A 20,415-nucleotide genomic window follows, 5' to 3' on the forward strand; every position below is an offset into this window, starting at 1 on the left:
GATTGCGATGAAACACGAAAAGTTAGCGCCTTTTCCAAAGGATTTTCTTTGGGGGGCATCTACTTCCGCATATCAAACAGAAGGTGCATGGAACAAAGATGGGAAAGGCCCAACGGTGATTGATGTTCGACCAAAGAAAGAACATATTACAGATTACACTGTGGCTAGTGGTCACTATGATTACTACAAAGAAGACATTGCCAAAATGGCGGAAATGGGACTAAAAGCATATCGTTTTTCTATTTCATGGGCACGAATTTTTCCCAAAGGAGTGGGTGAGGTCAATCAAGCGGGTATTGACCATTATCAAAATGTGATTGCGGAGCTAAAAAAATACAACATAGAACCGATTGTGACGTTGTACCATTTTGACTTACCATATGATTTGGAAGAAACAGGCGGTTGGGATAACCGAGATACAATTGATGCATTCGAACAATATGCTGTGACCTTGTTTCATGCATTAGGGGACTCAGTAAAATATTGGTTAACGATTAATGAGCAGAACATGATGATCATGCATGGCAATACGATTGGCACTGGTAAGCAAAGCACGGAAAAAGAGTTGTATCAACAAAATCACCATATGATGGTGGCACAAGCAAAAGCGATTATTCGTTTCCGTGAGATCTTACCAGATGCGAAAATCGGTCCAGCTCCTAATATATCCAATGTTTATCCAGCGTCATCCAAGCCTGCCGATGTACTTGCGGCGCAAAATTACAATGCGATTCGCAACTGGATGTACTTAGATATTCCTTGTTTTGGCCGCTACAATCATATTGCCTGGGCGTTCTTAAAAGAAAAAGGCTATGAGCCAGAAATCGCAAAAGGGGATATGGAACTAATCGCACAAGCAAAGCCAGATTTTATTGCCTTTAACTACTATTCCTCGAAAACAGTAGAAGCAAGCAAAAATGATGGTCAGGACCGTAGCGGCAATGGCGATCAGGAAATTGTTATTGGGGAAGAGGGAGTGTACAGAGGGAAGAAAAATGAACATCTGGAGAAGACCGACTTTGGATGGGAAATTGATCCAACTGGCTTGCGCTCTACATTGAATGCAATCTATGACCGTTATCATCTTCCGCTGATTATTACGGAAAATGGCTTAGGAGCATATGATAAGTTAGAGGAAGATGGGACGATCGATGACCCATATCGGATCGAGTACTTCCAAAAACACTTTGAACAGGCACAGCTTGCCATTACAGATGGCGTAGAGCTATTTGGATATTGTCCTTGGTCAGCGATTGACTTAGTTAGTACACATCAAGGGATGCAAAAACGTTATGGTTTTATCTACATTAACCGTGAGGAATTTGATCTAAAAGATATGCGTCGTATCCGAAAAAACAGCTCTTATTGGTATGAAGAGGTTATTCGTACTAATGGAGAAAGCTTAAGAAAATAAGCATAGAAACAACAGGAACTTGTATACAGGTTCCTGTTTTTGTTACGTATACAGATGAGAATTTTAACAAAAAAGAACCCACACCTGTTAGTGTGAGTTAAGTGGTATCATCCACAAACCATGTGAAAGATACTAATGGGAGAGGAGAAACCGGAGGAAGAGCTTATGGGGAAACGTAAGTCTTCTCCGCGGTTAGACAGATCATTTCCGATACTGTCTTTATCATTATGGTTCAGGGTTATCATTCTTATACATCCTAAGAGAAAATATTTTGCAAGAATCAGGTACTTGGATTGAGAAATTTTCCTATGGTAGGATAGGGAAGGCTATATTCATCTTTTATCCCGTTCTAATGGGCAGTAAGGTCCCTACTCCAAGCATGGGAATAGTGTCTTTAAGAAAAGAACTGATAAGGTCAACTAACGTTCAGTGGGGGATGAAAAAAGCACTGAATGAAGTGTTACTTTACTCTATATCCTGCAGGTGAGAAGATTGAGGATTATTTCGGGAAAAGCAAGAGGCACGAAGCTGGCAATGGTGCCAGGTAAGCATGTTCGACCAACCTCAGATCGGGTAAAAGAATCGTTATTCAATGTACTCGGACCATATTTTGATGGTGGGAAAGTCTTAGATTTATTCGCTGGAACAGGCAATTTGGGGTTGGAGGCTCTTAGTAGAGGGATGGAACAGGCTGTTTTTGTGGATTCGTCCTATCAGAGTATCCAGACAGTCCAGCAAAATATCAAAAAAACGCACTTGTTCCCTCAATCTATTGTTTGGAAAAAAGATGCAAAACGAGCAGTAGCGGATTGTGCTGATCGTGGTTGGGTCTTTGACCTTATTTTCATAGATCCTCCATATCATTTGGATCTATATCTTCCTATTCTCAACGAGATAGAAAAAAGTAAGCTCTTGGCAGAAGAAGGATTGATTGTGGCGGAGCACGCAAAAGAGGTTGTCTTACCAGATGAGGTAGGATCACTATATGCAATACGAGATTTATCGTACGGTGAGACACATATTCGTCTATATGAACTAGTAGAACAAGGAGATCAACTCAATGAAAGTAGCAGTCTATCCAGGTAGTTTTGATCCTATTACGTTTGGACATCTTGATATCATTCAACGTGGGGCAAAAGTTTTTGACAAGATTATTGTTGCAATTTTAATTAACTCATCCAAACAACCACTCTTTACCATGGAAGAACGAAAACAAATGATTTTGGAATCAGTCAAAGGAATGGGTCTCGACATAGAAGTGGACAGCTTTGAAGGGCTATTGATGGATTATGTTCAAAAGCGTGAAGTTCATGGTGTCTTGCGAGGTTTACGAGCTATCTCTGATTTTGAGTATGAGCTACAGATCGCCTCGATCAACCGGAAGTTATATGACAAGGTAGAGACTTTATTCCTTATGTCGAATAATCAGCATTCCTTTATCTCTTCTCAGATGGTCAAGGAAGTGGCCAAATATGGAGCAGATGTATCCGAGCTGGTACCCGTCCATGTTGCTCAAGCGCTTGCTGTCAAATATCATAAATAAGAAGAGCCCGCTAGACATATATGTCAGCGGGTTGTCGTTTTCTGATATCCTTTTGATGTGAAGAAGCGGTAAAATATACCCAACAAGAAGACAATCAAACAGAGATATTGATATGTTCTCCACTCTGTTGAGGTTTCTCCTGTCGTATTCCAAAATACTGTAATGGAAGTTGGCTTTTCGGTTACAAGATGATCTAGTATTGGCCAGAGTAAAAAAGTAAAGGCGATGGCAAAGCAGACATGTAGTATACGTGCAAAGAGGTAAGGTTTGTAACGAATATCTGATTTAGCCAAGACACTGGCAACTTGAGCATGGATCGAGAACCCATTCCAAGCTAGAAAGGCACTGACCAAGACTATTTTGGCAAAAATACTAGCCTGCACATCTGGTTCACTTACAACTTGAGATCCGAGTGTCATTTCAAAAATTCCTGCTATGGATGGGTCTGCCAAGGTGGCAGGAATGGAAAAAGTTTGAAAGAGAAAAGCTAAAAAGATAGAGAATAGTTTAGTGATGCCTACATATGTAAGAAGATGGACAAATACAGAAAAAATGATGATAAAACCACCTATCATCAGTAGCGTTTGTACAGCGGAGGTAACGGCTTCTCCCAACAACTGTCCGATGGGTCTTCCGTCTTTGATCCGTGCTCTGTGCATCGCACGCATAGCTCGAATGAAGAGATTTTCCCGACGTGAACCAATCTGTGGGGAGGGAGGATCGTCGCTACGATAAAATCTCATACACAATCCTACGGTAATAGTACTGATGTAATGAATAGTAGCCAATACAAGGCCTAGCTTGGCATTTTCAAAAAATCCGACTGCTACTGCTCCAAAGATAAAGAGGGGTCCAGAAGTACTCGTAAAGCAAACGAGTCGCTCTCCCTCAGCTTGGGTCAGTAATTTCTGCTCACGAAGTCTAGTAGAAAGTTTAGAACCCATGGGGTTGCCTGAGATCAGTGCTACTGCGACGACAAAAGCCCCTGCTCCGGGAACTCGAAATAAAGGTCGCATCAGCGGCTCTAGGAGAACACCCATCAAATGAACCACTCCAAATCCCATGAGTAGTTCTGCCGTGATAAAGAAGGGGAGTAAAGAGGGAAAGACTACATCCCACCAGATTTTCAGTCCTCTTACTGAAGATCGAAATCCCTCTTCGGGGTAAAGCACCAAGACAAGGGCAAGAAAAATTCCTACCCCAGCCAAAAGAATCGTTTTCCATTTGCTTTGATCTAGTATTCGTTCCATCCGGTTCTCTCCTTCAGGACAAGTTCCTGGTGTAATACATACGTATGAAACTCCAGAAATAGACCGAAGAAAAGGGGGATCTCTGTGGAACAAAGGCCTAAAGTTGGAATTGCACTTGGAGCAGGTGCTGCTAGAGGATATGCCCATATTGGAGTCCTAAAAGTTCTGAAAAAGGAAGGGATTCCAATTGATTATATAGCTGGTACCAGTATGGGAAGCCTAATTGGTGCGGTATATGCAAATGGAATAGACTTAGATATGATGGAACAATTAGCTATTCATCTCAAGCGAAACACTTGGTTGGACTTCACTATTCCCAAAATGGGGTTTTTAGTAGGGAAAAAGGCGCAAGAACTGGTTTTGCTTCTAACACACCGGAAAAAAATAGAGGAACTAGCCATTCCACTAGCGGTTGTAGCTACCGATTTACATACGGGAGAACGAGTAGTTTTTACAGAAGGACCGACCGATTTGGCAGTTCGAGCCAGTATCTCGATTCCAGGTATCTTTGAACCCGTTTCGTGGAATGGAAAATTGTTGGTAGATGGTGGAGTGGTGGATCGAGTCCCAATCTCAACGGTGCGTAAGATGGGAGCAGATGTGGTAATTGCGGTTGATGTTTTATCTAGATCTAAGCATGTCCCTATCCACAACATCTTTGAAGTGATTTCTCAAACTCTCTTAATTATGGAAAGAGAAATCCTCAATCAGAAGTTACTCTATGCAGATGTGATGATCCATCCTGAGGTCTCAGATATTAGTCTAAGTGCCTTCACCCAAATCGATGAATGTATTCAACGTGGGGAGATTGCGGCTGAGCAAATGCTTCCTCAAATACACGAATGTATTACCAACTGGCGAGGAGAGACAAAAGAATGACCCAAGCCTTATCAAAGCGTAGAATTATTAGTTTTTCGATTTTATTTATTCTATTCATCTTGATCGGGATCGGTTTCCTTGTGCCAATCCCTTACTATGTGATGAAACCTGGTTCAGCGATGGATGTAGAACCTTATGTACAAGTAGAAGTCCCACAAAAAGATGAAAATGGGAAATTTTATCTCACTACTATTTCCCTTCAAGAAGGAAGTGTAATCGATTATTTGATCGACCGCTTTTCGGATCAAATAGAGTTAATACCTAATGAGCAGCTACTTGCACCTGGTGAAACAGATGAAGAATATGAGCGAGAGCAAAGGGAGAACATGGAAGAATCCCAACATTTCGCGTTGATCTCTGCCTTTCAATACACGAAGCAGCCTATTCGCGTTGAAAAGATAGGATTAGAAGTTTTTCGAATTTTAGAAGGGGTTCGTACAGGACTTCAACCTAGGGATCTAATTCAGAAAGTGGATAACCAAGCAGTCACTTCGGTTGAGGGTTTGTCCAAAATCTTGCAAGGAAAGCAAGTAGGAGAAAAAGTTCCTGTTACCCTTGTTCGTAAAGGGAAATCTATTACGGTCGAAGTTCCTGTTATTGAATTACCTGGTAAACCAAACGAACCAAAACGTCATGGTTTTGGATTTACCGCTTTTGTGAAAACAAGTGTAACCACCACTCCAAAAGCGAAGATTCAGACAGAGAATATTGGAGGTCCTTCGGCCGGCTTGATGTTTACGTTGGAGACAATTGATCAGCTACTCCCCGAAAACTTGACGAATGGATATCAGGTATCAGGAACTGGGACCATAGATGATAAAGGAAATGTAGGACAAATTGGGGGAATTCAATACAAAGTAATGGCGGCAGATCGGCAAGGTGCCCATATATTTTTCACACCAAAAGACATACAACCACATGATAACAATGAAAAAATAGCGAAAGAGACAGCCAAGAAAATTGGTACCAAGATGGAGATTGTGCCAGTAGCAAATGTGCAAGAGGCAATCGAGTATCTCAAGAAAAAACCATATTATCCTGCTGTGTCCTAACATTAGACAAAAGAACATTCGTTCTGTATAATGGATCTGTTTTTACACCGAGGAGTGTTTTTAGCATGAAGATTACCATGCACCAGATAAACCAACAACAAAACCATCTTTTATCTGTAACATCCGAGATTTCATTTGACGAAGTAGTTCGTTCCGTACGAAATTTAGCCGGACTTAGTCCGATACATGTAGATCTTCAACTTCAAAAGGTTTCAGACAATCGTGTAGAGGTAACAGGACGTCTATCAGGTGAGATGACGTTGATCTGCTCCCGTTGTCTTAAACGGTTTCCGCAGAAATTTATAGTAGAATTAGAGGAAACGTTCACTAGTGCACCGATAGATGATGAATCCGATGATTATGCTATTGAACAAGGGGAGTTAGACCTAACGGAGATGCTACGAGAGAATCTGGTTCTCGCAATTCCGTTTGCCCCAGTTTGCGAAGAGGATTGCAAAGGCATCTGTGCTGTCTGTGGAAATAACCGAAATGAACAGCACTGTACTTGTGAACAGGAACAGGTAGATCCTCGTTTTGAAAAATTACAATCGCTATTTGGTGGCAAGAACCAGAAATAAGCGAAGGGTTTCTTTCCATCTGCGAGATTTTGTTGTATAATCGTTCAAGTTGAGATGGATTTCGATTAACGGAAGTTGATCTAGGAGGTGAAGATGATGGCAGTACCTTTTCGTCGTACTTCCAAAACACGTAAGCGCAAACGCCGCACTCACTTTAAACTGAGTGTACCAGGTTTGGTGAACTGCCCACAGTGTGGAGAACCAAAACTTTCTCACCGTGTATGTAAACAATGTGGACATTACAAAGGTGAAGTAGTAGAAGGCGTTGTGAACGAGTAGTTTTGATATGTATTTGAAATAACAAAACCACCACTTTCTCTAGTTTGATAGAGAAGTGGTGGTTTTTCGTTATTTGTTAATCCTGAATCTCTGCATAGAACCAATGGTCATCTGTTTTTTGCAGTTTGTGATAATGATTCATTGGGCTACTGCCATCATAACGATAAATATAATATTCAAATAAAAAAATTCCAGCTCCTAGCTGTTCAAAACGTATTTGATTGGGACTCACATCTACCATACCGCTAGAACTTAGATGACGGTATTTTTCTGGTAAATGAACGCGAAAGCTTTGCTCTATAGATTTTTCAGGGGAATTTTTTGTGTGGATTACCAAGTCAGCTACTTTTTTGTTTTTCATTAAAATGGTGACCACTTCTTTACGTAGTTCTTCTGTTCTATGAACTTCCCATTTTGCTAGAAAATATGGGGCAGGTGTAAGTAAATAGAGCAATATGGATAGAGCTATTGGGGCAATAAACGTAGTTTTTCCATGAGATTTATATTGACGGAAAAGCAGAAAAGGTAGTGCAATTAGATAAGGAAGTGTTAGCAAAAGGAGTAGACCTTGGATGATATCGATCAAAAAGTCAGTTTCATACCCCAATTCAAGATAAATGATAGCTAACAGTGGAATAAATAATGCAATACAATAACGAAGCAAAATGTTTGACCTGAGTTGTATCTTTTTGAATACAGAGACAAGTACATAGACTGTGAAAGCCAGATATACTGCAAATCCTAAATAGAGAAAAATAGAAATAATGATCACACCTTTATATTTATTGAGCATGTTGCATAATTAGCCCTAAGCCAGAGGTTTTCCCCTTTTGAGATGCGACTATCAGCGATAGGGAGCCGGAGCAGATCATATGCGGGAAAACCAGCGGCGCGCCTACGTTTAACTTGGATTAATGCAACAAGCTATTTATTGAATGTTGAATATAATGTGAAATTATTCCAAAATCATTGGCTCGCCTATGTTTAACTTGTGTTTAACTTGTGTTTAACCAACGAGCTCGAATATTAGGAAAAATACCATTATAGCGTGTCGTATTCCTTTTTAGGAAAAGATACTAGAATGATTCCACTAGGCTTTCGTAAAAAGGAGTAAATATGAATCCAAAAGCTATAAAGATCCTCATTCATGCTAGTACCTGGTTTGCCCCTGTGTTGGTACCCTTAGTCGTATATTTTTTGACGCCTAACAGCGAGCTAAAGAGCCTATCTTTGCAAGCGATCATCTTTCATTTTGTCATCTGGTTGCTCGTTTCGATCTCGATCTTCTTCTCGTTCCTCCTCATTGGAATCCCATTTCTTATTGTATTTGGTTTAATGGGTTTGATTATCCCGATAAAAGGGATACTACGTGCCTTGCAAGAGAGACCTTTTCGTTATCCAATTGTGGGAGCTTGGTTTGCATAATAAGCCAAATTCATTTTGTTAGTAGGTTGCTATTAGAGAGAAGCCGTTCTCGTCCATATAAGAGAGGACGGCTTTGTTCTGGACTATCTAAGAGACCCATACATCTGTTGTTCTTTTGCCTTTAAACGAACTTCCAACCCTTTTTGAAGGAAAAAGAGGGTAGTAGATAACAAGAGATAGCTGACCACTGGTACGATGACCGTTTCTGGCTTGATGATAAACCAGTCTCGATTTTGCCCAATGAGTCCCAACCACTCAAAGCTGATCGATAGGAATTCATTACCTTCCGGTATATATTTAGTTCCCCCGATAAAAAGATAGAAAAGGGAAAGTTGTCCCACCAATTGGAGCACGAGTAGCATCTCCGAAAGGCAGTTTAGCCAAAATGAGTCCCGGATAGCAGGGGAAATATGGCGGCGGAATACCCCAAAACGGCTTGCTCCTAACATTTTGGAGGCCTCTACATAAGGTTGAGAACAGATCTGATAGGTCTGGATCTGAGCTCGGGCAGCGATTGGGGCAATCCCAAATAAAGAGAGTATCAATACTTGAATGAAGAATATGGTCCAGATATAGGGGGCTATCTCTCGTTCTTCCCCAATAAACCCTAGTAATGAACAATAAGTAATGAGAAATGCGGGAAGTAAACCTAGAAAACCAAAAGTACTAGATCCTGTCTGAATGATAGGAGACTTTGGCTTTTTCGACATCCCGACGATGATCCCAAGAGCAGAACCTAGTACTTGGCGCAGGATCCCTATGATGGCGACGGTGAGCAAGGTGAATTTTAAACCTAACAACATTAAAGTCAACTGATTGCGCCCGCGAATGTCCCGACCAAACCAATACTCTTCCGTTGGTCCGATGGGAGCTACATCTGTTTGTCCGTCGATCTGTAAGATGATATTTTCACTAGTCACTGGTTCCGGCAAATACCAAGGACCAATTATGGCTAACAATACCCAACCAATTGTGGAAGAGATTCCGATTCGGAGATATTTGTTCATAGTAGCCTCCCTAATCTGGTCAGAAGGTAAAGAAACAGACTATTAAGTGCATACAAAAGGAGAAAGATCAGGGTTAATACAAATAAGCCGTTGACTGTTGCGGCATAGTTCCAAGAAAATTTTATAAGGAACGAAGTGGCTCCATATATATTAAAGAGAATTTCAATAATAAAGAGACTTCCCACGAGAATGGACGAGATAGTAAAAAGATCTGCTTGGACACGAGCCGAGATATTGGGTAGAACCTGATGAGTATAGATTCGCATACGAGTTAGTCCTTTTGCTTTGGCGAACAAGACATAATCTTTGCTCATCTCTGTTTGTACATAGATCCGGACATTCCGTGTGATAAAGATTAGTGGAACATAACTTAGGGTCACAATAGGTAATAGATAGGCAGGATCATCATTAATATTGATTACAGTAGCTAGCAAAATATTGGTGTTTTTAAAGATCCAGATGACCAAAGCTTGTAACAAGATAATTAAGATAAAATCAGGAATGGTAGAAAACCACTCCAGCCAGATTCCGCTTGACAGCTTTCGATAGGTGAGAAATCCCAAGATCATCCCAACTAATAATGCGATAAAACCAGCTATCACAATGTAGATAAGAGAAACCCAAAAAGCCTGTTCGATCTCGGTGAAAAACGAAGTAGGAGGGAAAAATTCACCAACCTTGATGAGAAAAGATTCTCCTGTCCAGAGCTGGGTCACATACAAATATATGGTCTTTCCGCTAGATTGAATGGCCATAACTAGATTGGAAAGGTTAGGATCAGGGAAAAAAGCATAAATAAATCTTGGGATCAGAGGGAGTAGCAATAGTACAGATAAGAGAAGAAAAGCTCTAGAGATCCAGCGATAGATACAAAACACTCCCATCTAGGTATGTAAGTTCCAAATTTTATTATACTATTTCAAGATTGAGAGAGTTGCCAAGGAACATATTTTTTACTATACTGATTTAGTACTTGGTTCTAAAACATGGTCACAAAAGGGGTGGCTCCTCTATGCGCCTTACCAAAAAAGAACGTCAACAACAACTTGTTCAATTTTTGGAACAAGATCCATTTATTAATGACGAAGAGATGGCAAAACGGTTAGAGGTCAGCATTCAGACGATTCGCTTGGATCGCATGGAACTGGGTATTCCGGAACTGCGAGAACGGATGAAAAATATAGCAGAAGAGAGATATGATTCCGTACGTTCTCTGACTCTGGATGAAGTAATCGGAGAAATGATTGAGCTAAGACTGGATGAAGTAGCGACTTCATTGTTGGAGATTCGGATGGAGCATGTCTTCTCGCGTACTCGAATCGCGCGAGGACATCATCTATTCGCACAAGCCAATTCCTTAGCTGTAGCGCTTGCTGATGCCAAAGTAGCTCTGACAGGAGGAGCAGAAGTCCGATTTGTGCGTCCTGTTCGATTAGGCGAACGTTGCATCGCTCGTGCGGAAGTGATACATAAAGATGGAAATCGATTACAAGTAGAAGTAAAGACTCGTGTGAAAGATGAGATTGTCTTTCAAGGAAAGTTTGATGTACACCGTGCCAATGCATAAGGAGGAAAACGGAATGCGGATCGCTTTGGATATTCATGGGGGAGATCATGCGCCCCACGCGGTCTTGGAAGGAGTAGCCTTGGCGGCGAAGGAATGGACAGATACAACTTGGGTTCTACTTACTCAAGATGAGGCACTTATTCCTAAAGATCTTCCGAATGTAGAGGTTCGACAAGTGACCGAAACGATTACAGCGGAAGATGAACCTGTCAAAGCCGTTCGCCGAAAAAAAGATTCCTCTATGGTGGTCGGCGCTGGTTTAGTAAAAAAAGGAGAAGTAGACGCCTTTATCAGTGCTGGGAATACCGGTGCTTTGATGGCAGCTGGACTTTTCTATACTGGTCGGATGAAAGGCGTCGATCGTCCTGCGTTAGCAGCATTTTTTCCTAGTCTGGATGGCAAAGGAACGTTGATATTGGATGTAGGTGCCAATCCAGAAGCGAAAGCGGAGCATCTTCGCCAGTATGCGGTGATGGGGAGTTTTTACGCACAAAAAGTGTTAGGAAGAACGAATGCAAGAGTAGGACTCTTGAACATTGGGACAGAGGACAGTAAAGGTACCAATTTGACCAAAGAAGCATTTGATTTACTTAGTGTAGAACAGAGCATTCACTTTGTTGGTAATGTAGAGGCACGGGATATTCTCTACGGTGTATGCGATGTATTGGTGACGGATGGTTTTACTGGCAATGTTCTTTTGAAAAACACAGAAGGTGTAGCTAAAGCTCTATTTGATCGGTTGAAACAAGAATTCACCAAAAGTTGGATCACGAAGATATCAGCAGCGATCTTAGCACCTGGACTTCGTAGTTTTAAGCAGGAGATGGATTATAAACATCATGGTGGAGCACCTCTGCTCGGACTGGCTGGACCTATATTTAAAGCACATGGTTCTTCTGATGCTACAGCCTTTTTCCATGCTATTCGTCAAGCGCGTCAATTTGTAGAACTACAAGTTTTGGATAGTATTGCGAGCGAGTTGGGGAATTAGAAGGAGGATATAAAGGTGAGATCAGTAGGAATATTAGGCACAGGTGTCTATCTACCAGAAAAAGTCTTGACCAATGCGGATTTGGAAAAGATGGTAGATACGAATGACGAGTGGATCGTGAGTCGCACAGGAATTCGAGAACGCCGTATTGCAGCAGATCATGAGGCTTCATCTGATCTGTCTATTAAAGCAGCAGAGATGGCACTGAAAAATGCAAATCTCACTGCAGATCAAATCGATTTAATTATCGTAGCTACAGTAACTCCAGACATGTCATTTCCGGCAACTGCCTGTCTCGTACAAGATCAGCTAGGTGCTTCCAAAGCAGCAACATTTGATTTATCTGCTGCATGTACTGGCTTTATCTATGGAGTTTCGGCGGCATCCCAGTTTATCGCCACGGGCGTTTATCGATATGCATTGGTAATTGGAGTAGAATGTCTCTCGCGGATTGTTGACTGGGAAGATCGTAACACTTGTATTCTATTTGGAGATGGAGCAGGAGCAGCAGTACTTGGACCGGTAGAGGAAGGTTATGGATTTTTGTCTTATGAGTTAGGTGGGGATGGTTCTGGTGGTGAACTGCTCAAAATTGAAGCAGGTGGTTCCCGTTGTCCAGCCACAGCCGCAACGGTAGAAGAAAAATTACATAGTCTGTCCATGAGTGGTCGTGAAGTCTTTAAGTTTGCGGTTCGTGTGATGAATAATGCAACAGAAGGTGCTCTTGCCAAAGCAGGTTTAGAAAAAGAAGAGATGGATTTAATGGTTCCGCACCAAGCTAATATCCGAATCATTGAATCAGCGATGAAGCGGTTTGGTCTAACCAAAGATAAAGTAGCAATCAACTTAGACAAATACGGTAATATGTCCTCTGCTTCAGTACCAGTAGCATTACATGAAGCAGTTCAAGAGAATCGTATCCAAAAAGGCGATCATGTCGTCTTGTGTGGATTTGGTGGAGGACTAACTTGGGGTGCGACAGTTTTGAAATGGTCTCAAGAGGAAGCTAAGTAAGGAGTGGACTAAAAAGATGGGGAAAATAGCGTTTCTTTTTCCAGGGCAAGGTTCTCAGCAAGTAGGGATGGGAAAAGCAATTGCCGAAGAAAAAACATCTGCCAAACAAGTATTTGAACAAGCAGATCAAGCCTTGGGCTATGCGCTGTCCGAGCTTTGTTTTGCAGGTCCAGAAGAAGAGCTTCGATTAACAGCTAATACACAACCTGCGATTCTTACTACGAGCGTAGCACTTTTGCGTGCTCTTCAAGAAGAAGTGGACATCAAACCGGATTTTGTAGCAGGCCATAGCCTTGGAGAGTATTCCGCTTTGGTGACAGCAGATGCAATCTCCTTTTCTGATGCTGTCCAAATTGTACATAAACGCGGAACCTATATGGAGCAAGCAGTACCAGCAGGTGTTGGAAGTATGTCCGCTGTTTTACAATTGGATCGGGACAAGCTAGATGAGGTTTGTCAACAAGCAAGTCAACCGGATTCAGTGGTAGAACCTGCAAACTACAACTGTCCTGGGCAAATTGTTATCTCTGGACACAAAGAAGCAGTAGAACGAGCAGGAGTTGCTGCCGCAGAAGCAGGCGCTCGACGTGTAGTTCCTCTTGTAGTAAGTGGTCCATTTCACTCCAGTCTGATGAAACCAGCCCAAGAACAACTGGCAAAATCTCTGGAAGAAGTTACGATCCAAGATGCTAAAATACCAGTAGTAGCCAATGTGACAGCTCAATCTGTGACCGAAGCGAGTCGGATACGAGAGTTGCTGGTAGATCAAGTATCCTCTCCAGTGCTATGGGAAGATACAGTCCGTTATCTCCTAGATCAAGGGGTAACTACCTTTGTCGAGATTGGAGCGGGCAATGTCTTAGCCGGCTTGATCCGAAAAGTAGATCGCAAAGCAAAAGTTCTCAACGTACAAGATTTGGCTGGCATCGAACAAGTTCGAGAGTTTCTTAAAGAAGAGCAAATATAGAATTCGACTTGAGCAAAAACAATTCCATATTAGTGAGAGCTGGTTGCAGCCCAGAATGTCTTTGTGCCGATACCAAGCGGAGTCTAGATGTGTAAAGAATAAAGGGGACAAGTGTTTGAGTGACGATAGGAGGGAGTTTCTTGTGCCCTTGTAGTGGATCTGCCCCCTCCTGGGACATCTAGACGTAGCGTCCTGAGTTACTTACTTGCAAGGCACAACCAAATAAAGGGCAAAAACCATGCTTTTGCAAAAAGAGGACAAATGGGGAGGAGAGAAAGTATGCTAACTGGACAAGTAGCAGTGGTAACGGGCGGTTCACGTGGAATCGGACGTGCAATTGCAGTAAACTTAGCACAAGCGGGTGCTGATGTCGTGATTTTCTACGCAGGGAATCAAGTAGCAGCGGAAGAAACGATCTCACTCATTCAAGGGGCAGGTAAACGTGGACTTGCTCTTCAAGTAGACGTGTCAAATGGTGAGCAAGTAACCAGTGCGTTCAAAGAGGTACTAGACTCATTCGGACAAATTGATATTTTGGTCAATAACGCTGGTATTACCAAAGACAATCTGCTAATGCGGATGAAGGAAGAAGACTGGGATGCTGTAATGAATACCAACCTCAAAGGTGTATTCCTTTGCACCAAAGCAGTGACACGACCAATGGTCAAGCAACGTAAAGGACGCATTATCAATATCAGTTCCGTTGTCGGAATCGCCGGGAATGCAGGTCAAGCCAACTATGTGGCTGCGAAAGCTGGTGTGATCGGCTTTACCAAGACTTGTGCAAAAGAGCTAGCTAGTCGTAATATTACGGTGAATGCGGTTGCTCCAGGTTTTATTGCAACAGATATGACAGACAAACTGCCAACTGATGTACAAGAAGAGATTTTAAAAGGTATTCCGCTAGGTAAATATGGTACAGCAGAAAATATTGCCGAAACAGTGCGCTTCTTGGCTAGTGAGGCAGCTGGTTATATTACGGGACAAACTATTCAAGTTGATGGTGGTATGGTAATGTAAAATGGTTGTCGGCTAGACAACTATTCATTGAGAGGAGGTGAAAGGAATGGCAACGGAAACGTTAGAGCGTGTAAAAAAGATCGTCGTGGAACAACTGAACGTTGAGGCAGAAGAAGTGACGATGGAAGCTGGTATCAAAGAAGATTTGGGTGCGGATTCTTTGGACGTGGTGGATCTCATCATGCAATTGGAAGATGAGTTCGGTATCACTATTGAAGAAGATCAAGCAGAAAAAATCAATACGGTGGGCGACATCGTAAACTTTATTACTAGCAAACAGGCATAATGAATGTACGATCCCAAAGGAGGGGATATCTCCTCCTTTGGGAGTTATCTTTAATTAGAATCAGCTTAGACTGACAGTGAACCGGTGAAAGGCGGTGGATTTCATGAAGAGGCGTGTAGTCGTGACGGGTCTGGGAGTTGTTTCTCCTGTAGGAAATGAAGTAGATACGTTTTGGAATAGTCTTCTGGAAGGGAAATCAGGTATTGGACCTATCACACACTTTGATGTCTCTGAGTATCCTGCGAGAATTGCAGGGGAAGTGAAAGATTTTGATCCACATCAATTTATCGATCGAAAAGAAGCGCGCAAAATGGATCGCTTTACCCAATTTGCGGTTGTGGCTGCGAAAAAAGCTCTCGCTCATGCGGAGATTCAAATGGATCAAGTAGACCCTGAGAGTGTCGGTGTCTATATCGGCTCGGGAATCGGTGGGCTCTCTATTATGGAAGCACAACACAAGGTTCTACTCGATCGTGGTCCGAAGCGAGTAAGTCCTTTCATGATTCCGATGATGATAGCGAATATGGCTTCCGGTCAAGTTTCGATACATACGGGTGCAAAAGGACCAAACAGTTCGGCGATCTCGGCATGTGCGACAGGTACTCACAGTCTGGGAGACGCATTTAAGATCATTCAACGAGGCGAAGCAGAAGTGATGATCGCAGGAGGAACCGAAGCTTCCATTACTCCATTAGGTCTCGCTGGTTTTTGTTCCATGCATGCTCTGTCTACTCGTAATGATGAGCCTACTAGAGCAAGCCGCCCATTTGACAAGAATCGCGATGGATTTGTCATGGGTGAGGGAGCTGGAGTTTTAGTTTTGGAGTCGTTGGAACACGCTCAACAACGTGGGGCTACGATCTACGCAGAGTTGGTTGGTTACGGGATGACTTCAGATGCTTTCCATCTAACTAGTCCTGCGCCAGAAGGAGAAGGAGCTGCTCGTGCAATGAAACGAGCTCTGAATGATGCAGGTCTTGCTCCTGAAGAGATCGATTACATTAATGCTCATGGGACTTCTACCGAACTAAATGATAAGAACGAAACAGCAGCTATTAAGTCTTTGTTTGGTGATCATGCATACAAACTTGCAGTAAGTTCAACTAAATCGATGACAGGTCATTTACTAGGTGCAGCTGGTGGAGTAGAAGCGATCGCTTGCGTATTAGCACTTAAAGAGCAAGTGATTCCTCCAACCATAAACTATGAAGAGCCCGATCCAGAATGTGATTTGGATTATGTTCCAAATGAAGCACGTAAAGCTTCTATCCAGACGGCTTTATCTAATTCACTTGGCTTTGGTGGGCATAATGCTACAATCGTCTTCCGCGCATACAACGATTAAATAGGCGGTGACATTATGGATTTGACCCCATTGGAACAGTCACTCGATCTACGCTTTCAAAATAGAAAGCTGTTCCAACAAGCATTTACCCATACTTCCTTTGCACATGAGCGACGTAATACTGGTTCGATTCCAGATAATGAACGGTTAGAATTTCTCGGAGACGCCGTCTTGGAACTAGCAGTCTCCGAGCATCTTTTTGAACGGTTCCCTGAGATGACCGAGGGAGACCTCACCCGAAATCGAGCTCGAATCGTATGTGAGCCTTCTTTAGCTGCTTTTGCCAAAGACCTTCATTTTGGAGATTACGTGCGTTTGGGAAAAGGAGAAGAGCTCACCGGTGGTCGAGTACGTCCTTCTCTTTTAGCGGATGTTTTTGAAGCCTTTATCGGGGCATTGTTCTTAGATCAAGGACTCGAAAAAGTTCGTGCTTTCTTACAGCACGTGGTTTTTCCAAAAGTAGATGAGAAATGGCTCTCACGTACTACCGATGCTAAAAGTTATCTACAAGAGTTGGTGCAGCAAGAAAAATTAGGTCCGTTAGAGTATCGGATTGTCGATATGCAGGGACCTGCGCATGATCGGCACTTTGTTGCAGAAGTATACTTGGAGAACGATTGTCTCGGACAAGGTTCAGGACGTTCAAAAAAGGAAGCAGAGCAACAAGCTGCCGCTCAAGCTTTGGAAGTTTGGGAAAAACGAAAAGCATAACGAAAAAAGCATGCATAAGCTGTTAGAGCCTATGCATGCTTTTTTGTATGTTGAACTTCCACATAAAAAGGTGCACGAGGATTTGGTTCAGTTTGAATTTCTTGGAGCTCGACATACTTGAATCTAGTGGTTTCATTTTCATTCTAGCTGGCGGAATCTCCTATTATTAGTTCGGATAATAGGACATCCTAAGAAAAAGGAGTTGGGTAATCCATGAAAAAAAGACAAACAAACACCAATGAACCTACCATTGCCCCTACTTTTGATGGGGATGAATCTAAAAAAGACGCTTCCGAAGAAGAAGTTTCACGTGGTGATTATACAGAAGTTGTCACTTTATCTTTTGATGAAGTAGACCCTTCTGAAGGAAAGAATAAATGAGCTTTCCTTTTTATTGGTAAAAATATAAGAAGTTGAATCTAAAAAGCCTATCTCTTCGTTTGGTAAGTAAATAAAGAGATAGGCTTCCTATTTTGTTTTCTTGGTAAAATATTTCTATTTACAGTTTATTCTCATAAAATTAGCTTATGGAGACCGAAAGGGGATGGAGAAATCTGAAATTTATTTTATTATTTGGTCCACAAGCAGTTGGCAAAATGACTGTTGGACAAGAACTGGAGAAAATTACGAAGCTAAAATTATTTCACAATCATATGACTATCGATTTAGTGATCAAATATTTTGATTTCGGCACAAAATCTTTTTCGAGACTGGTTAATTTATTTCGTTTTGAGATGTTCGAAGAAGTATCCAAAAGTGACTTATATGGACTAATTTTTACTTACGTATGGGCATTTGACGAGCAAGATGATTGGGATTTTGTTCATAAGATCTGTAATATATTCGAGACGAAGGAGGGAGAGGTTTATTTTGTAGAATTAGAGGCAGATTTGGAGGAAAGACTGGAACGAAATAAAAGTCCTCATAGACTAGAACACAAACCAACCAAAAGAAATATAAGACAATCCGAAGATAATTTGACAAATACAATGAAAAAACATCGATTAAATTCATATGCAAGTGAAATAAAAAGATCCAACTACCTTCGCATTAATAATACAAATTTAAGTGCCCAGGATGTTGCGATGCTAATTAAAAATAAGTTTAATTTGTAGTGATAAATAGCTATGGATCGATCGTTAATTTTCCATATAAGAATAGGTACAATAACCGAACCCTAATCGAGATGCAGGTTTGGTATTTTTTTGTTTAGAAAATGTAACAATTTTGACTATAATCTTAACCTTTTCCTTGCGATTTTCTTTATAATCATAGTGTACTAGTTAGTCACGTCCCTTCGAGAAGGAAGGGTAGATTTCCTTTTGGAAGGGACGTGGCTACTAGTTACCTTCTTGTAACTAGTAAATTTGTAGCAATAGTTGCTCCCCACGTCCTAGAAAGGGATTATAATGACACAATTCAGCCAAAAACAATTTGAGGATGCTCGCTTTGCAAAATATGTGAGAGAGGAGTTTCCAGTGGTTAATGGAAAGTTCCAACAAATCGCATTATATGCAAAAGAGCTCCAAGAATTATTAGGCAAATTCGGTAATCCGAATAATTCTCAGGACCAAGTCATTCGATTACTTGCTGAAGAATGCAGACAAATCAAACATTTAGCAGAATTAGCAGAAATAAATTTGAAAGAGATCAAGAAAAACAACTAGTTACAAAGAGACTCTCAGACTAATGAATAGGCTGAGAGTCGTTTTATTTTTATCCATTTAGCTTTTGGTGATCACAGGCAATTGCCATTGTCGTTCCAGCGAAATCATTCGTAACACAATAATCAATCCGAATGCAATCCAGAGCAACAATTGAGAAGCAACTCCGCCAAAATAAACCGCAATTCCACCGAGGAGGCACCAAGTGGCGTAAATCTCCTGATGGAAAATGAGTGGTTTTCTACCAGCTAATACATCGCGGATCATTCCGCCCCCTGCTCCAGTGATCAGGGCAGCGAACATAATGGCAAAAATGGAGTTAAGCGTTTGAGCAGCAACGATGGCTCCTTGAATAGAAAAAGCGGCAAGACCCACTGCATCTGAAAAAAGAATGCTCTTATGCAAAAGACGGATTTTTTGTTTTGGGATAAAAAATAGGATAGTGATCGAAATAAGTGCAACTAGAATTAATGTTTCTTGTTGCCATAGTTGGCTAACAGGAACACCAATTAAGAGGTTTCGGATTACTCCCCCACCAAATGCTGTGACAAAGCCTAGCACATAGACTCCAATTAAATCGTATTTTTCCTCAAAAGCGACTAGCGCTCCACTAACCGCAAATGCGATTGTTCCAAGAAATGTAAATATTTCCCACAAAGTGCTCTCCTCCTTTCTGACAAACAGATTTATTCTAAAACAGAATGACAGATTTTCCTAGAGTATTTTCCTAAATAAACATAAACGAACTATTCAAATTGTATTTAGGGAGTCTAGTGTATTTGTTTACGATAAAAACTGTGAGAGAATTGAAGTGTTTTTTATTATGCATTTTCAAAAAGGGGAGTTAGAATGAGTATCAAAGTAAAAAGAGCAACAGGAATAATGGGTGGGGCTTCTAATATAGCGTTAAAAGTAGATAATCAAGTTGTTAAGAAATTGAAAAATAATGAAGAATATATTATTCAAGCAGAAAAAGCAACAGTAAAAGCAAAACAATGGTTTTTTGGAAGCAAAGCAAAACAAGTAGAACGTGGCAATACAGTGGAAATTAAGATAAATAATATGGCCTTATTATTCTACATAATATCGTTGGTATTGGTGTTATTTGGGAAAATGATTAGTCCTATCATCATAGTGATAGGTTTAATAGGAGTGTTAGGCACAATTGTCTATTCAACTAAAAATTGGTTTGAATTGGAAGTGGAATAATATTAAAGAAATGGATTTCTGGATCATAGGCGAAAATGGAAAAATGTCCAGTTGACTGACTGGCTTAATAAATACAAAAAGAAAAGGAGAGAAAGCTCTTCTCCTTTTCGCTTGCCGACGAAGTCTGTTATTTGAACAGGTCGACAAGCTTTTTTTGTTGAACCAAATCAAAGAAAAAAACTGTCAGTCTATGCTAAAATAAATCAGTTAATGC

At 41.3% G+C, this 20,415-nt stretch carries 25 protein-coding genes; 20 read left to right on the plus strand and 5 right to left on the minus strand.

Annotation, left to right across the window (positions count from 1 at the left end; genetic code table 11):
- Window positions 1–7: 7 nt before the first annotated feature.
- The 3 genes from VJ09_RS15775 to coaD all read left to right on the plus strand — a co-directional run bounded on the left by VJ09_RS15775 (window position 8) and on the right by coaD (window position 2,957).
- A complete protein-coding gene (locus VJ09_RS15775; RefSeq protein ID WP_044642576.1) occupies window positions 8–1,414 on the plus strand; it encodes a glycoside hydrolase family 1 protein in 1,407 nt (468 codons plus the stop codon).
- 492 nt (window positions 1,415–1,906) lie between these two features.
- Entirely contained in the window at window positions 1,907–2,500 is a 594-nt protein-coding gene (rsmD, locus tag VJ09_RS15785; protein ID WP_044642578.1) for a 16S rRNA (guanine(966)-N(2))-methyltransferase RsmD, read from the plus strand.
- Window positions 2,475–2,957, plus strand: a complete 483-nt coding sequence (coaD, locus tag VJ09_RS15790; protein ID WP_044642579.1) for a pantetheine-phosphate adenylyltransferase — start codon at window positions 2,475–2,477, stop codon at window positions 2,955–2,957. The genes rsmD and coaD overlap by 26 nt, the downstream gene beginning before the upstream one ends.
- 23 nt (window positions 2,958–2,980) lie before the next feature.
- Here the strand turns inward: coaD and ylbJ are convergent, their stop codons facing one another.
- On the minus strand, window positions 2,981–4,207 hold the full coding sequence (ylbJ, locus tag VJ09_RS15795) for a sporulation integral membrane protein YlbJ (protein ID WP_052807449.1): 1,227 nt from the start codon (window positions 4,205–4,207) through the stop codon (window positions 2,981–2,983).
- A gap of 78 nt (window positions 4,208–4,285) precedes the next feature.
- On the opposite strand from ylbJ, the gene VJ09_RS15800 reads away from it, so the two are divergent.
- From VJ09_RS15800 to rpmF, 4 genes are all read left to right on the plus strand, one after another.
- Complete coding sequence (locus tag VJ09_RS15800; RefSeq protein WP_044642580.1) at window positions 4,286–5,086, plus strand: patatin-like phospholipase family protein; 801 nt, start codon at window positions 4,286–4,288, stop codon at window positions 5,084–5,086.
- Window positions 5,083–6,138 (plus strand): SepM family pheromone-processing serine protease, encoded by a 1,056-nt coding sequence (locus VJ09_RS15805; RefSeq protein WP_044642581.1) that lies wholly within the window; start codon window positions 5,083–5,085, stop codon window positions 6,136–6,138. Before VJ09_RS15800 ends, VJ09_RS15805 begins: the two co-directional genes overlap by 4 nt.
- A gap of 65 nt (window positions 6,139–6,203) precedes the next feature.
- Window positions 6,204–6,716 (plus strand): YceD family protein, encoded by a 513-nt coding sequence (locus VJ09_RS15810; RefSeq protein WP_052807450.1) that lies wholly within the window; start codon window positions 6,204–6,206, stop codon window positions 6,714–6,716.
- 96 nt (window positions 6,717–6,812) lie between these two features.
- Entirely contained in the window at window positions 6,813–6,995 is a 183-nt protein-coding gene (gene rpmF, locus VJ09_RS15815; RefSeq protein WP_044642582.1) for a 50S ribosomal protein L32, read from the plus strand.
- Between the two features lie 76 nt (window positions 6,996–7,071).
- Here rpmF and VJ09_RS15820 read toward each other — a convergent pair whose 3' ends face one another.
- On the minus strand, window positions 7,072–7,788 hold the full coding sequence (locus VJ09_RS15820) for a hypothetical protein (protein ID WP_044642583.1): 717 nt from the start codon (window positions 7,786–7,788) through the stop codon (window positions 7,072–7,074).
- A gap of 323 nt (window positions 7,789–8,111) precedes the next feature.
- Between VJ09_RS15820 and VJ09_RS15825 the strand changes: the two genes are divergently transcribed.
- Window positions 8,112–8,420 (plus strand): magnetosome magnetite crystal formation protein family, encoded by a 309-nt coding sequence (locus tag VJ09_RS15825; RefSeq protein WP_044642584.1) that lies wholly within the window; start codon window positions 8,112–8,114, stop codon window positions 8,418–8,420.
- Between the two features lie 83 nt (window positions 8,421–8,503).
- On the opposite strand, the gene VJ09_RS15830 is transcribed toward VJ09_RS15825, so the two are convergent.
- A complete protein-coding gene (locus VJ09_RS15830; RefSeq protein WP_044642585.1) occupies window positions 8,504–9,427 on the minus strand; it encodes an ABC transporter permease subunit in 924 nt (307 codons plus the stop codon).
- Window positions 9,424–10,143 (minus strand): ABC transporter permease subunit, encoded by a 720-nt coding sequence (locus tag VJ09_RS15835; RefSeq protein ID WP_230199182.1) that lies wholly within the window; start codon window positions 10,141–10,143, stop codon window positions 9,424–9,426. Before VJ09_RS15835 ends, VJ09_RS15830 begins: the two co-directional genes overlap by 4 nt.
- Before the next feature lie 296 nt (window positions 10,144–10,439).
- Here VJ09_RS15835 and fapR point away from each other — a divergent pair, with 296 nt between their 5' ends.
- The 11 genes from fapR to VJ09_RS15890 all read left to right on the plus strand — a co-directional run bounded on the left by fapR (window position 10,440) and on the right by VJ09_RS15890 (window position 18,995).
- On the plus strand, window positions 10,440–10,994 hold the full coding sequence (gene fapR / locus VJ09_RS15840; RefSeq protein WP_044642587.1) for a transcription factor FapR: 555 nt from the start codon (window positions 10,440–10,442) through the stop codon (window positions 10,992–10,994).
- Window positions 10,995–11,007: 13 nt separating this feature from the next.
- Window positions 11,008–11,985, plus strand: a complete 978-nt coding sequence (gene plsX, locus VJ09_RS15845) for a phosphate acyltransferase PlsX (RefSeq protein ID WP_044642588.1) — start codon at window positions 11,008–11,010, stop codon at window positions 11,983–11,985.
- Window positions 11,986–11,994: 9 nt separating this feature from the next.
- Entirely contained in the window at window positions 11,995–12,999 is a 1,005-nt protein-coding gene (locus tag VJ09_RS15850; RefSeq protein WP_044642589.1) for a beta-ketoacyl-ACP synthase III, read from the plus strand.
- Between the two features lie 16 nt (window positions 13,000–13,015).
- Entirely contained in the window at window positions 13,016–13,966 is a 951-nt protein-coding gene (fabD, locus tag VJ09_RS15855; protein ID WP_044642590.1) for an ACP S-malonyltransferase, read from the plus strand.
- 279 nt (window positions 13,967–14,245) lie between these two features.
- Window positions 14,246–14,986 (plus strand): 3-oxoacyl-[acyl-carrier-protein] reductase, encoded by a 741-nt coding sequence (gene fabG / locus VJ09_RS15865; protein ID WP_044642592.1) that lies wholly within the window; start codon window positions 14,246–14,248, stop codon window positions 14,984–14,986.
- Between the two features lie 46 nt (window positions 14,987–15,032).
- Window positions 15,033–15,272, plus strand: a complete 240-nt coding sequence (locus VJ09_RS15870; RefSeq protein WP_044642593.1) for an acyl carrier protein — start codon at window positions 15,033–15,035, stop codon at window positions 15,270–15,272.
- 103 nt (window positions 15,273–15,375) lie between these two features.
- A complete protein-coding gene (fabF, locus tag VJ09_RS15875; RefSeq protein ID WP_044642594.1) occupies window positions 15,376–16,617 on the plus strand; it encodes a beta-ketoacyl-ACP synthase II in 1,242 nt (413 codons plus the stop codon).
- Window positions 16,618–16,632: 15 nt separating this feature from the next.
- Window positions 16,633–17,328: a ribonuclease III gene (gene rnc / locus VJ09_RS15880; RefSeq protein WP_044642595.1), complete on the plus strand. Its 696-nt coding sequence runs from the start codon at window positions 16,633–16,635 to the stop codon at window positions 17,326–17,328.
- A 213-nt stretch (window positions 17,329–17,541) separates the two neighbouring features.
- Window positions 17,542–17,709: a hypothetical protein gene (locus VJ09_RS18740; protein ID WP_187118725.1), complete on the plus strand. Its 168-nt coding sequence runs from the start codon at window positions 17,542–17,544 to the stop codon at window positions 17,707–17,709.
- A gap of 173 nt (window positions 17,710–17,882) precedes the next feature.
- Window positions 17,883–18,443, plus strand: coding sequence for an AAA family ATPase (locus VJ09_RS15885; protein ID WP_044642965.1), 561 nt, complete (start codon window positions 17,883–17,885; stop codon window positions 18,441–18,443).
- Window positions 18,444–18,737: 294 nt separating this feature from the next.
- A complete protein-coding gene (locus VJ09_RS15890) occupies window positions 18,738–18,995 on the plus strand; it encodes a hypothetical protein (RefSeq protein ID WP_044642596.1) in 258 nt (85 codons plus the stop codon).
- Window positions 18,996–19,052: 57 nt separating this feature from the next.
- Here the strand turns inward: VJ09_RS15890 and VJ09_RS15895 are convergent, their stop codons facing one another.
- Window positions 19,053–19,649, minus strand: coding sequence for a trimeric intracellular cation channel family protein (locus VJ09_RS15895; protein WP_044642597.1), 597 nt, complete (start codon window positions 19,647–19,649; stop codon window positions 19,053–19,055).
- Window positions 19,650–19,841: 192 nt separating this feature from the next.
- Between VJ09_RS15895 and VJ09_RS15900 the strand changes: the two genes are divergently transcribed.
- On the plus strand, window positions 19,842–20,201 hold the full coding sequence (locus tag VJ09_RS15900; RefSeq protein ID WP_044642598.1) for a hypothetical protein: 360 nt from the start codon (window positions 19,842–19,844) through the stop codon (window positions 20,199–20,201).
- Window positions 20,202–20,415: the final 214 nt, after the last annotated feature.

The organism is Risungbinella massiliensis (assembly GCF_000942395.1).
Classification (GTDB): Bacteria; Bacillota; Bacilli; order Thermoactinomycetales; family Thermoactinomycetaceae; genus Risungbinella; species Risungbinella massiliensis.